Raw genomic sequence first — 13390 nt, 5'->3', positions numbered from 1 at the left:
TTCCTCGCGCTTTCCGCGACTTGCGGTTCGCCAGGCGAGTATCACAGCCGCAGGATCTTGCCCGGGTTCATGATGTTCTTCGGATCGAGCGCCCGCTTGATCGTGCGCATGACGTCGAGCTCGATCTTCGAGCGGTAATGCGCGAGTTCGTCGATCTTCTCGATGCCGATGCCGTGCTCCGCCGAGATCGAGCCGGCCATGGAGGCGATGATGTCGTTCACGCTCCGGGTGATCGCGGCGGAATATTGTGTGAGCGTCTCGCGATCCATGCCCTTCGGCCCCATGAAGGAGAAATGCAGATTGCCGTCCCCGATATGGCCGAGCGGATAGGGGCGGATCGTCGGAAGGATGTCGAGGACGGCCTTGAGACCCTTGTCAATGAGTTCAGGAATTCTGGAGATCGCGACCGACACGTCGTAGCTGAGACCAGGTCCTTCGGCACGCGCGGCCTCGGCCACGCTTTCGCGAATGCGCCACATGTTGCGCGACTGCGCCTCTGTCTGGGCGATCACCGCATCGAGCAGGCGGCCCGCCTCCAACTGATCCGCCAAGAACTGCTCCATCTTCTCCGACATGCCCGCACTGCCGTCCAGCCGCGGCCGGGATGACGACCATTCGAGCAGGAGATACCATGCCGTGTCCGCCTTGAGCGGGTCCTGCGTGCCTGAGATGTGGCGCAGCACCATGTCGGTGCATGCGCGGCTCATGAGCTCGCAGGAGCCGACATTGTCGTCGGAGGCGACGTATGCTTCCGAGAGGATCTCGATGGCGGCCTGCGGATCGCGGATCGCCAGCCATGCCGTGCATACGTCCTTCGGGGCCGGCCACACCTTCAGCACCGCCTTGGTGATGATGCCGAGCGTGCCTTCGGCGCCCATGAAAAGATGCTTGAGGTCGTAGCCGGTATTGTCCTTCTTGAGCGCGCGCAGCCCGTCCCAGACGTCGCCGTTCGGCAACACCACCTCGAGGCCCAGAACCAGGTTGCGCGCATTGCCATAGCGCAGCACCTGCACGCCGCCTGCATTGGTGGAGAGATTACCCCCGATCATGCATGAGCCCTGCGACCCGAGGCTGAGCGGAAAGAAGCGGTCGTGGCGCGCGGCCGTCTCCTGGAGCGTCTCGAGGATGCAGCCCGCCTCCACGGTCATGGAATAACCGACCGGATCGACGTTCAGCACGTGATTCATCCGGCCGAGCGACAGCAGGATGCCGCGGTGGGTTGGCCACGGCGTGGCCCCGCCCATCAAGCCGGTGTTGCCGCCCTGCGGCACGATGGCAATGCCGTTGTCGTGGCAGAGCTTCACGACCTCGGAGACCTCGGCCGTATTGGCCGGACGCACGACCGCGGCGGCCTGCCCGACCAGCGCCCCCCGCCACTCGGTCACGAAGGGCTGCTTGTCGTGCTCGTCGAGGATCAGGCCCTTGTCACCCACGATCTTCCGCAAGGCGTCGAGGATGGGCGCCGTCACGGGCGCGCCAGGAACGGAGGGATCGGTGGGAAGGACTGCAACCGGCATATGTTCCTCTCTTAACGGCTCGGCTTGTACGCCCGCCTTCGTTCTTGTTGTCGGTCGTTTTCGACCTTGGGTGCTTGACCCTAGCATGGAGCCTTCGCTTGCAGGAACGTGCTGACCTCCGACGTTTGTGCAGATCAGGTTCGAGCTTCGAACACGAGCAGGCTTTCGCTCACGATCCCCATACCCTACTGTGATCCGATCAGCCCCTAGGTCAGAGATCATGAGCCGCTTCTGGAATCCCGTCGTCCACACCTTGTCGCCCTACGTACCGGGCGAGCAGCCGAAGCAGGACGGCGTCGTCAAGCTCAACACCAACGAGAATCCCTATCAGCCCTCGCCGCGCGTGCTCGCGGCGGTCGCATCGGCCGCGGAGCGGCTCCGCCTCTATCCCGATCCACGCGCATCGCAGCTGCGCGAGGCGATCGCCGCCCACTACAAGGTCGCGCCCGAAGAGGTGTTCGTCGGCAATGGCTCGGACGAGGTGTTGGCCCATACCTTCCAGGCGCTTTTGAAGCACGACGCACCGCTTCTGTTTCCCGACGTCACCTACAGCTTCTACCCCGTCTATTGCGGCCTCTATGGGGTCGCTCACGAGGAGGTGCCGCTCGATGCCGCAATGCGGGTGCACATTACCGACTACCGGCGGCCATGCAGCGCGATCCTTCTCTGCAATCCGAACGCACCGACCGGCATCGCGCTTCCGCGCGATACGATCGCGGCGCTGCTCACCGAGCATCCGGATCAACTCGTGGTGATCGACGAAGCCTATGTCGATTTCGGCGCCGAGAGCGCCGTGCCGCTTGTCGCACGCCACGACAATCTGCTTGTCATCCAGACCTTCTCGAAATCGCGGGCGCTCGCCGGCCTGCGGGTCGGCTTTGCGATCGGGCAGCGGCCGCTGATCGAGGCGCTTGAGCGGGTGAAGGACAGTTTCAACTCCTACCCCATCGATTGCCTCGCCCTCGCGGGCGCCACTGCCGCCATCGCGGACGACGCGTGGTTTGAGCAGACGCGTGCACGCATCATGGCGAACCGCGAAACGCTGACGCGGGACCTCTCTGGGCTCGGCTTCGAGGTGCTGCCATCGCAGGCCAACTTCGTCTTCGCGCGTCATCGGAGCCAAGGCGGCGCCGATCTCGCCGCTGCGCTCCGGCAACGCGGCGTCCTGGTCCGGCATTTCAAAAAGCCGCGCATCGAGAACTTCCTGCGCATCACGGTCGGCACGGAGGAGCAGTGCGGCCGGCTGATTGACGTGCTGCGCGGCTTGATCTGATCACGCGCTGGTTCGGGCCCCCTCACGCTGCAGCGCGAACGGCCTTCCAGAGCGCGAGCACCTCCTCGCGCGCGATGTTGCGGGTGATGAACACGATGCGCGAGCGGCGGTCGGCGTCGGGCCATTTGGCGAGCGCCACCGGCGGATGGAAGACGTGGTGCACGCCGTGGACTGCGACCGGCGTCGACTCGCCGCGGAGGTTGAGAATCCCCTTGACGCGCAGGAGATCCTCGCCGCGCCCGGAGCGCAGATGCGCAAGCCAGTTCGAGGCCGCCATCCAGTCGAGTGGCTCGTCGAAAGCGAGCATGAAGCTGCCGATCGATGCATCGTGATGGTGATGGTGATGGCCATGATCGTGGTCGTGGCCGAGGTGCGCGTGCTTCGCCTTGCGAGGCGTCACAAAGGCCTGCTCATTGAGCCAGCGCGCGACGTCGACCGTCTTCTTCTCGGGATCAATGAGGCCGGCGCCAAACAACCGCGCCGGATCGATCTTGCCATGCGCCACGCGTTCGATTCCGGCACCGGGGTTGAGCCGGCACAGGCGCGTTTCCAGCGCTGTGGTGTCGCCGGCCAGATCAGACTTGGTGATCAGCAGCCGGTCGGCGAGCGCGACCTGTTTCACCGCCTCGTACTGGCGGTCGAGTTGCAGCTCGGCGTTGACGGCATCCACCGTGGTCACGACGACATCGAGCCGCAGGAAATGCGAGATCAGCGGATTGTTCAGGAGTAGCTGCACGGTCGGCGCGGGATCGGCAAGACCCGTGGTCTCGATGAGGATACGGTGGAACGGCGGCACCTCGCTGCGGTCGCGCCGTACAAGGAGCCCGCGCAGCGTCTCCTCGAGGTCGCTGCGGACGGTGCAGCAGATGCAGCCGCTCGCGAGCACGGCCACCTCGCCATCGACACGCTCGACGAGGAGATGGTCCAGGCTGACTTCACCGTATTCGTTGATGATGACCGCGCTGTCCTTCATGTCGCCGTGGCGCAGCAAGTGATTGAGCAGCGTCGTCTTGCCGCTGCCGAGAAAGCCGGTGATCAACGACACCGGTAGCCGCTCGGCGGATTTGTCGCTCTCGAACAGGCTCATCAGCGTCCCTCACCTTTTGGCCGTCTTATTTTTGTCGCTGGACAACAACCTAACGTAGGAGGAGCATGCCGAAAACAATTTAGAGCCCGGCTTCTCTGGGCCACAACCTGGGAGAGTAAAATGCCTAATGAAATCAAGGGCGAAGAACAGCAAGGCGGAATGAGCACGACCGATCGTCGGACCTTGCTCCGCACGGCAGGCCTCGCCGGCGCCGCAGGGGCAGCGCTCGCGGGCACGATGCATGGCAAGTTCTCGCTCGCGCCGGTTAGCGAAGCCCAGGCGCAGACTCCCATCTCCATGCCCAAGGGAACAGACAAGCCATGGTGGCCCTCGAAATGGGGCCCGGAAGACGAGGCTGGCGCTTCCAACCACATCACACCGGAAAAAGTTCTCGACGCGGCGAAATGGATCAAGGACGGCAAGATCTACAAGATCGGCCGCGTCGACGAAGGCGGCATGCCGCTGTTCGGTCCGCGCGCCTTCACGCTGCGCATCCCCGGCGGGCCGACCGGTGGTCCGTTCGGCGACAACAAGCTCGTCTATCACGACGAGTTTCTCTCCACCGAGATCGGCCAGACCGGCACGCAGTTCGACGGCCTCGGCCACATCGGCATCCAGCTCGGCAAGGACGGCGACAAGAGCGAGATGCGGTTCTACAACGGTCACACCGCGGCGGAGATCAGCGACGCTTACGGCCTGAAGAGGCTCGGCGTCGAGAAGCTCAAGCCGCTGTTCACCCGTGCCCATCTGATCGACATGGTCGCGCTCAAGGGCGGGATGATGGATGCCGGCCAGGAGATCACCTCGGCCGACATCAAGGCGGCGCTGGCCAAGCAGAACATGTCGGAGAGCGACATCAAGCCGGGCGATGCGATCATGTTCCACACCGGGTGGGGTTCGCTCTGGATGAAGAACAATGATCGCTTCAACAGCGGCGAGCCGGGCATCGGGCTGGACGCTGCGCGATGGGTGATCGAAAAGGACCTCGCGCTCACCGCGGCCGACACCTGGGCGGTCGAAGTGGTGCCCAATCCCGACAAGTCGCTCGCCTTCGTGGTGCATGCCGAGCTGCAAACCAAGCACGGCATCCACAACCACGAGAACCTGATCTTCGACGAACTGATCGCCGACAAGAAGTACCAGTTCGTCTATTGCTTCGCCCCGGCCCCCATCAAGGGCGCCACGGGCAGCAATGGTTGCCCGATCGCGATCACGTGATGATGGCGCACCGGCGCGCGGGCGGAAGCACCGCCCGCGTGCGCTCTGGCTCCTGCCATCAGCCGCTACGGATCAGCGTGCCCGAGAGCGGATTCCACACGGTATTGCCGCTACGGTCCGTTGCCTTCATAGCGACATACAGATGATGATGTTCGACGCGAGACGTGGATACGCCCGAATGCTGGCGCCGTGACGCGAAAGGAATTGTCTGCTTCAACTTAAAAAAGTGAGGAACGAAGGAACTCCAGCCGTCCGCACTGACAGCGTTCACGCTGCCACGATATCTTCCGGTCGCATCTGATTCGCATTGGCGGTTTGTTGTGGCTGCGCCAGCTCATTCGAGCTGGCCGTGCATTCCCTGAAATGCTCCTGCAGGGCAGCGTCTGCGGCATGCTCCCAGTATTCCGCCTCAGCGAGCAGCTTCCAGCTTCCGTCAGGACGATATGCAGCGCTCTGTCGGCAGAGCGAGGCCATTGCACGCAGGCGGCGCACGGTTTCCATTCCCTTCCTCCCCTTTCTTGCCGGTCTACTTTCTTGACGTGTTTTCCCACAGCTTAATTTCTATTTCTGCATCTGAGCCATCATGATTATGATTCAGAACTATTTTTTCGCTCCTCGATTAACCCATCAGGCGAATGGAGCCGCGCTTGTTGCGATCCAGTTTCGGTTCCCCTTCACATCGATTTCGAATGCTGCTCTCGCCGTCTCTGTCTCCGTGTTAATACGACCTCCGATCGGGGCCATCATGAACCGACGCCGGCTTTTTCTCGGATTTGTCCTTGCCGCTGCGCTCGCGGCGGTTACCCCGGCTACTGCGTCGCCCGATGGCAAGCGGGTTGCGCTAGTGATCGGAAACGGCGCCTACAAGAGCGTGCCGGCGCTGCCCAACCCACCCAACGATGCCGGCGACGTCGCAGCCGCGCTCAGGCGTCTCGGCTTCACGGTCACCCTCATCGCTAACGGTTCGTTCGACGAGATGCGGCGCGGCCTGATCGCCCTCGGCCGCGATGCAGCGGACGCCGACATGGCGGCGGTCTATTTCGCCGGCCACGGTATGGAAATCAGCGGCGAGAACTGGCTGATCCCGGTCGATGCGGAACTGAAGAAGGACACCGACGCGGCGAACGAGGCAATCAGCCTGCGCAGCGTGATGTTGCAGGTATCGAGCACAACGAGCCTCGGCCTCGTCGTCCTCGACGCCTGCCGCAACAATCCTTTCGCGGCGAAGATGCAGCGCTCGCTGGCGCTACGCGCGGCGGCAACGAGCGGCCTCGGCCGCATCGAGCCGGGCGGCAACGTGCTGGTCGCCTATGCCGCGCGCGACGGCACGACCGCGCTCGACGGCGACGGCGGTAATAGCCCGTTCACCACGGCGCTGTTGCGCAACATCGAGACGCCGGGCGTCGAGATCACCTTCATGTTCCGAAACGTGCGCGACGACGTCATGGAGGCAACGCGCAACGAGCAACAGCCCTTCGTCTACGGCTCGCTCTCGCGACGAGCGATCTATCTCGCGGGCGCGCCGTCTGCGACCGAGCAAGGGGCCACGAAACAGGCAAATGCCGCACCATCGGCCGCCGCAGCGCCGGCGCCCGTTGCATCAGTCATCGACCCTGCGCTGGTCGGCACCTGGGAGATCATGGTGCCGAACGACCGCGGCATGTCGCGCTGGACATGGCGCATCATGGGCGATGGCACCTACACGTTCCACGCCGAAGGGAGGCGCGCCGCGCCGGCGCATGAAGGCACGATTGCCGCCATGAACGGCCATTGGTCGCTGCACGCCTTGAAAGGCCTCTCGGGTTACGCCGACGCCGGCTCCTATGAGGTCCGCGACGCCACCGCCGTCATCACCGGCAAGCTCGGGACAGGCTACTGGAAGCGCAGCCTGCAGTGAAGGCGCGCGGCCTGCGCGTCGAAACCCCACGCGCATCTCGTCCCTCGACGCACATAGTTAGCAGAGCGTAACGGCACCAATGCTGCGGAATTTAGCGGCGGAAACGGCCGCCTGCTGCAGCTACTATCCTTAACGCCATCTCAACCGCGCGCCATGCCAGTAGAAATGCGCAGTTACGCGTGACCTCCGACGGTTCCTCCGCGGAACCCGTCTAACCCGCCCTTTACCCGTCCTATGCAAGATCGCGCACGTTTTAAGGGACTTTGACGGGACACTTTCGCGGAATCTGGGGCTCGTTTGTCAATGCCTGTTGCTGATTTGAAATCTCACCTTGCGGCGGCGGTGCGGCTGTTTCGCGTACCGGCCGACAACCCCGACCTGACGCGCGCCCAGTTCGATGCCTTCTCGAAGCAAATTCCGCTGCTCTACTTCATCCTGATCACCAATACGCTCGCGGTGGCCTATACCTATGTGGCGCTCGCCCCGGCCTGGCTGACCATGGTGGTGCCCTCGGTGCTGACCGTGCTCGCGGCGGTGCGGACGTTCTGGTGGCTGCGCCAGCGCCATGTCGTGCGCAGCGATGCGGATATCCTGCGCAACCTGCGCGCTACCAACTGGCTCACGGTTCCGATCGCCGTGGGATTCACCGCGTGGTCCTTCGCGCTCTACCCATACGGCGATCCCTTCGCCAAGAGCCATGTCGCGTTCTACATGGCGGTGACCGTGATCGGCTGCATCTTCTCACTGATGCACCTGCGCTCTGCCGCCCTGATCGTCACACTGCTCGTCGATATTCCCTACGTCATCTTCTACTTCGCGACGGGCGAACCGACGCTGATGGCGATAGCGGTCAACGACCTCCTGGTGTCGGGCGCGTTGATAACGGTGCTGTTCATCTATTACCGCGACTTCGCCGACCTCGTCGCATCCCGCAAATCGCTGCTCGCGCAACAGGCGGCGACGCAGGCTCTCTCAGACGAGAATTTCCGCCTCGCCAATCTCGATTCGCTGACCGAGCTGCCGAACCGCCGCCGCTTCTTCGCCGAGCTCGCCAACGCCTTCGGCGATGCCGAGCGCCGGCAGATCCGACTCGCGGTCGGCATCATCGACCTCGACGGCTTCAAGCCGATCAACGACAACTACGGCCATACCGTCGGCGACCGCGTGCTGATCGAAGCGGGCCGTCGCATCCGCGAGGTCTGCGAAGGTTTTGGCGCACATCACGTCGAGTTCGCACGGCTCGGCGGCGACGAATTCGGTCTCGTGGTGAGTGGCGATCCCAGCGACGAGGATCTCGCGGAGATCGGCGCACGCATCGGCGACCGCGTGAAGCTGCCCTATCAACTCGACACGGCGCATACCGGACTCTCCTGCTCGATCGGGTTTGCACTGTATCCGCGCTCGGCGACGGATGCGGAAGCCCTCTACGAATGCGCCGACTATGCGCTCTACCACGCCAAACGCCACGCGCGCGGCCGAACCGTGATCTTCTCGAGTGAGCTGGAAGCGGAGATCCGCAGCCGCGGCGTCATCGAGAACCTGTTGCGCACCGCCGACTTCGATGCGGAGATGGAGCTCGTCTTCCAGCCGATCGTCGATGCCATGAGCGAGCGCACCGCCGGCTTCGAGGCGCTGGCGCGCTGGCACTCACCGCGACTTGGCCTCGTCTCGCCGGCCGACTTCATCCCCGCCGCCGAGCGCATCGGCCTGATCCGCAGCCTGACGCAGGCGCTGCTGGTTCGCGCGCTCGCGGCAGCCAAGACCTGGCCCGACGACATCAGCCTGTCGTTCAACCTCTCGGCCCACGACATCTGCTCGTCCGACGGCATCCTGCCGCTGATCGCGGTGATCGAGAAGAGCGGCGTGCCGCCGCGGCGGATCGATTTCGAGATCACGGAGACCGCGGTCACCTTCGATTTCGTCCGGGCGCAGCAGTCGATCGCCACGCTCAAGGCGATGGGCTGCGGCATCTCGCTGGACGATTTCGGCACCGGCTATTCCTCGCTCAGCCACGTGCATCGCCTGCCGCTCGACAAGCTCAAGATTGATCGCAGCTTCGTCGCCGACGTCAACGACAACCCCGTGAGCCACAAGATCATCAAATCGCTGACGGGCCTGTGCGCGGACATGGAGATCGCGTGCGTCGTCGAAGGCGTCGAGACGCGCGCGCAGCTCGAGAGTCTCCGTCGCCTCGGCTGCGACTATATCCAGGGCTACTATTTCGCAAAGCCAATGCGAAAAGACGCGGTGTCGGGCCATCTCACTGAGGAGCGACAGCGCCTCGGCGACGACGTCGCGCGCGCGAGCGCCTGAGCTCTCTTCGCCGGCAGCGTCAGCGCGGCTTCAAAAGATCGCGCGCAACGATCAGTTTCTGGACCTCGGTCGCGCCCTCGTAGATCCGCAGCGCGCGGATTTCGCGGTAGAGGCTCTCGACGATTTCGCCCTTGCGCACACCGCGTCCGCCAAACATCTGCAAGGCGCGGTCGATGACGCGCTGCGCGGTCTCGGTCGCGGTCAGCTTTGCCATCGCAGCTTCGCGGGTGGTTGGAAGCCTCTGAACGTCGCGGCGCCAGGCCGCGCGGTAGGTCAGAAGCGCTGCGGCGTCGGTATCGGTCGCCATGTCGCCGAGCGCGGCCTGGGTCAACTGGAGATCGCCGAGCGTCGCACCGAACATGTGCCGGCTCTGCGCATGCGACAACGCCTCATCGAGCGCGCGCCGCGCAAAACCCAGGGCCGCGGCGGCGACCGAGGCGCGGAAGATGTCGAGCGTCTGCATGGCGAGCTTGAAGCCGCCGCCGGGCGCACCAAGCCGACGGCTCGCCGGGATCCGGCAGTTTGTAAAGCGCAACGTCGCCAACGGATGCGGCGCGATGACCTCGATGCGCTCCGCAATGCCAAAGCCGGGATCACTGGGGAAGACGACGAAGGCCGAAATGCCGCGAGCGCCCGGCGCCTCCCCGGTTCGCGCGAACAGCGTGTAGACGTCGGCGATGCCGCCGTTCGATATCCAGGTCTTCTCGCCGTCGATGACGTAGTCGTCTCCGTCGGCGCGCGCTGCGCAGGACATGGCCGCAACGTCCGACCCCGCCTCCTTCTCCGACAGTGCGAAGGCCGACAGCCATTCGCCCGATCGAACCTTTGGCAGCACGGCCTGGCGCAGTTCCGCCGAGCCGCCGAGCGCGATCGCGCCGGAGCCGAGCCCCTGCATGGCGAAAGCGAAATCGGCAAGACCATCGGCATAGGCGAGCGACTCGCGCGACAGGCAGATCGAGCGGGAGTCGATCGTTGCCGCGTCGCCATCGGGCGCGGCAACGGCGCAATCGAGCAGCCCCGCCTCGCCCATCGCGCGCACGAGCCTCCGGCAAGCGCCGTCGACGTCGTCGTGGTCGATTTGGCCAAGGGTCCCCGACCGCACGAAACGGTCAAGGCCGTCGCCGATCGCATGATGGCGTGGCTCGAAAAACGGCCAGTCCAGCCATTCACGCCTGATCACCTTGGCAACGGGGCTCATTTTGAGATCTCCTGCGCGGCCACTGCTGCGGCACGGGCGAGATTGGTTTCATATTGGCCCTTGGCGGACAGATATTGCTTGGGCCAGGTGACCTCGGTGATGCCGATGCGCGCGGCTTCGTGCAGCGTCCAGGCGGGATCTGCCAGGTGTGGCCGCGCAATGGCGCAGAGATCGGCGCGGCCCGCGGCGAGGATCGAGTTGGCGTGATCGGCCTCGGAGATTGCACCGACCGCGATGGTCTCAATGCCAACCTCGTTGCGGATCAAATCGGCGAACGGCGTCTGGTAAAGGCGTCCATAGATCGGCCTGTCATCCTTCCAGACCTGGCCCGACGAACAATCAATCACGTCCGCGCCCGCTTCCTTGAACAGCACGGAGAAGATCGCCGCATCGGCCGGCGTGTTGCCGCCTTCGGTCCAGTCATGGCAGGACAGCCGCACCGATGTGGGACGATCGGAAGGCCACACGGCGCGCATCGCACTGAACACCTCTAGCGGAAAGCGCGCACGATTGTCGTGACTGCCACCGTATTCGTCAGTTCGCCGGTTGGTCAACGGCGACAGGAAGCTCGACAGCAGATAGCCGTGCGCGCAATGGAGCTCCAGCCACTCGACGCCGGCCGCGGCCGCGCGACGCGTTGCCGCAACGAAATCGTCGCGCACGCGATCCATGTCGCCGCGATCCATCTCCCGCGGCACCTGACTGTGGGGTAGGTAGGGCAGCGAGGACGCGGATATCAGCGGCCAATTACCTGACGCCAGCGGCTCGTCGATGCCCTCCCATGCGAGCCTGGTCGATCCCTTCCGTCCGGAATGGCCAAGCTGAATGCCGACTTTGGCGTGTCCGAGGCCATGGATCAGATCGACGAGGCGGCGCCACTGCGCCGCTTGCGCGTCGCTCCAGAGGCCAAGGCAACCCGGGGTGATCCGCGCATCGGGCGAGACGCAGGTCATCTCGGCAAAGATCAGCCCTGCACCGCCCATGGCGCGCGCGCCGAGATGGGCAATGTGGAAGTCGTTGATGAGCCCATCCTTTGCCGAATACATCGCCATCGGCGAGACCATAATGCGGTTCGCAAGGCTAAGCCCCCGCACACGGTGCGGCGTCAGCATCGGCGGCGGCACGCGCTCGCCGTCCTTGACGGCGATGCCTGACCGCGCGGCAAACCAGCGCTCAAAGCCTTCCAGCCAGGCGCGATCGCGCAGGCGAAGGTTCTCGTGGCTGATGCGCTGCGAGCGCGTCAGCATCGAATAGAAGAATTGCGGCGGCTCGAGCGTATCGGCATAGCGCCGGCCGACCACCTCGAACCATTCCATGGCGTTGCGCGCCGCGTTCTGGATGCGGGCGACGTCAACGCGCCGCACCTCCTCGTAGGCTTCCAGCACGGTTTCGATCTCGTCGCGGCTGTGGCCGTGGCGATCGAACTGGTTGGCGAGCTCGATAGCGTCGTCGAGCGCGAGCTTGGTGCCCGAGCCGATCGCGAAATGCGCGGTGTGCGCGGCATCGCCCATCAGCACGACATGCGACCGGCCGTTGAACACGCTCCATTTGCCGCAGATCAGACGGCTGAAATTGAGCCAGGCCGAGCCGCGCAGATGGCGGGCGTTGGTCAAGAGCTTCGCACCGTCCAGCGTCTCGGCGAAGAGCTTTTCGCAGAATTCGATCGAACCCTGCTGGTCGAGGTCGCCAAGCCCATGGCCGTTGTAGGCTTCTTCCGTGGTCTCGACGATGAAGGTCGAGGTTTCACTATCGAACTTGTAGATATGCGCCTGGAACCAGCCGTGTTCGGTCCTGCGGAAGTCGAACGTGAAGGCGTCGAACGCCTTCTTGGTACCCAGCCAAATATAACGGTTCGGCCGGATCACCATGTCAGGCCGGAACTGTTCGGCGTAGCGGGCACGGATCCTGGAATTGACGCCGTCGGAAGCGACGATCAGGTCGGCGTCGGGGAATTCGAGATCGGACTCGACGTCGCGCTCGAAGACGAGCTCGACGCCCAGCGCCTCGCAACGCCGCTGCAGGATGTTGAGCAGGTGCTTGCGTCCGATGCCGATGAAGCCATGGCCGGTCGTGCGCTGACGCGTCCCCTTGAAGACGAGCTCGATGTCGTCCCAGTGATTGAAGGCGTCCTCGATCTCGGCCGCGCTTTCGGGATCGGCGATCCGCATCGCCTGCATCATGGCGTCGGAGAACACCACGCCCCAGCCGAACGTGTCGTAGGGCTTGTTGCGCTCGACGACGGTGACGACGTGCTCCGGGTTACGGCGCTTCATCAGGAGGCCCAGATAGAGCCCGGCCGGTCCGCCGCCGATACAGACTATGCGCATGATCCCTCGCTTTCGCGCGCCGCGCCGTGTGGAGAGCTGCAAACTCTTTCAAACCCGGGATGCAAATTATTTTAAGTATAAAATATTTCGTCGGACCACGAGTTGTCAAGGCGCCAGGGACCTGCAGCCCGCACATGCCTGCGGCCGGCCGAAAAGCGGTGGTTTGTTAATGGCTTGGATTGTCCCGGCGATGCCAATGGTAAATCGCAGCCCATGGCGCAGAGAAGCGACTATCTCGACAAACTGGTCACGCTCCCGGTGTTTCACCACGCGCCGATGCTCGCGCTCGGCGCCGACAAAGCGCCGAGCGGGAGCTGTTCGAGCCGGAACCGACATGAACGTGCTCGGCGTCGGCTGCGGCAGGGCCGCGATCCTGCCCTACCTGCCGCAGGTCAACTATACGGGCATTGACCTCAACGAGAAGCACATCGCCTTTGTCCGCCAGCGTCATGGCGAGGCCCGCCGCTTCATCGTCGAGCCCCGGATTTTCAACGATCAATCGCACATTCCGGCTGCCTTTTCGCACGCGATGTCCCCTGCGCGCCGAAACCGGACATGAA

The 13390-nt window shown here is 64.1% G+C and carries 10 protein-coding genes; 5 read left to right on the top strand and 5 right to left on the bottom strand.

Features of this window, described 5'->3' with window-relative positions:
* Positions 1–41: 41 nt before the first annotated feature.
* Complete coding sequence (locus NLN62_RS31590; RefSeq protein ID WP_027525791.1) at positions 42–1517, bottom strand: FAD-binding oxidoreductase; 1476 nt, start codon at positions 1515–1517, stop codon at positions 42–44.
* 220 nt (positions 1518–1737) lie between these two features.
* On the opposite strand from NLN62_RS31590, the gene hisC reads away from it, so the two are divergent.
* Positions 1738–2790: a histidinol-phosphate transaminase gene (hisC, locus tag NLN62_RS31585; RefSeq protein WP_254111398.1), complete on the top strand. Its 1053-nt coding sequence runs from the start codon at positions 1738–1740 to the stop codon at positions 2788–2790.
* Positions 2791–2812: 22 nt separating this feature from the next.
* Here hisC and NLN62_RS31580 read toward each other — a convergent pair whose 3' ends face one another.
* A complete protein-coding gene (locus NLN62_RS31580) occupies positions 2813–3877 on the bottom strand; it encodes a GTP-binding protein (protein WP_051389963.1) in 1065 nt (354 codons plus the stop codon).
* Positions 3878–3997: 120 nt separating this feature from the next.
* On the opposite strand from NLN62_RS31580, the gene NLN62_RS31575 reads away from it, so the two are divergent.
* A complete protein-coding gene (locus NLN62_RS31575) occupies positions 3998–5095 on the top strand; it encodes a cyclase family protein (RefSeq protein WP_254111397.1) in 1098 nt (365 codons plus the stop codon).
* A 267-nt stretch (positions 5096–5362) separates the two neighbouring features.
* On the opposite strand, the gene NLN62_RS31570 is transcribed toward NLN62_RS31575, so the two are convergent.
* Entirely contained in the window at positions 5363–5596 is a 234-nt protein-coding gene (locus NLN62_RS31570) for a hypothetical protein (protein ID WP_035663766.1), read from the bottom strand.
* 244 nt (positions 5597–5840) lie between these two features.
* Between NLN62_RS31570 and NLN62_RS31565 the strand changes: the two genes are divergently transcribed.
* Positions 5841–6992: a caspase family protein gene (locus tag NLN62_RS31565; RefSeq protein ID WP_254111396.1), complete on the top strand. Its 1152-nt coding sequence runs from the start codon at positions 5841–5843 to the stop codon at positions 6990–6992.
* A 303-nt stretch (positions 6993–7295) separates the two neighbouring features.
* A complete protein-coding gene (locus NLN62_RS31560) occupies positions 7296–9305 on the top strand; it encodes a bifunctional diguanylate cyclase/phosphodiesterase (RefSeq protein ID WP_254111395.1) in 2010 nt (669 codons plus the stop codon).
* Positions 9306–9324: 19 nt separating this feature from the next.
* Here the strand turns inward: NLN62_RS31560 and NLN62_RS31555 are convergent, their stop codons facing one another.
* Entirely contained in the window at positions 9325–10503 is a 1179-nt protein-coding gene (locus NLN62_RS31555) for an acyl-CoA dehydrogenase family protein (RefSeq protein WP_254111394.1), read from the bottom strand.
* Complete coding sequence (locus tag NLN62_RS31550; protein WP_254111393.1) at positions 10500–12830, bottom strand: bifunctional salicylyl-CoA 5-hydroxylase/oxidoreductase; 2331 nt, start codon at positions 12828–12830, stop codon at positions 10500–10502. The genes NLN62_RS31555 and NLN62_RS31550 overlap by 4 nt, the downstream gene beginning before the upstream one ends.
* A 334-nt stretch (positions 12831–13164) precedes the next feature.
* On the opposite strand from NLN62_RS31550, the gene NLN62_RS31545 reads away from it, so the two are divergent.
* Entirely contained in the window at positions 13165–13389 is a 225-nt protein-coding gene (locus tag NLN62_RS31545; protein WP_254111392.1) for a class I SAM-dependent methyltransferase, read from the top strand.
* Position 13390: the final 1 nt, after the last annotated feature.

Origin of the sequence: Bradyrhizobium sp. CCGUVB23, from assembly GCF_024199885.1 — a bacterium.
In the GTDB taxonomy this organism is placed as follows: domain Bacteria; phylum Pseudomonadota; class Alphaproteobacteria; order Rhizobiales; family Xanthobacteraceae; genus Bradyrhizobium.
This window is presented reverse-complemented; position numbering and strand designations above follow the sequence as displayed.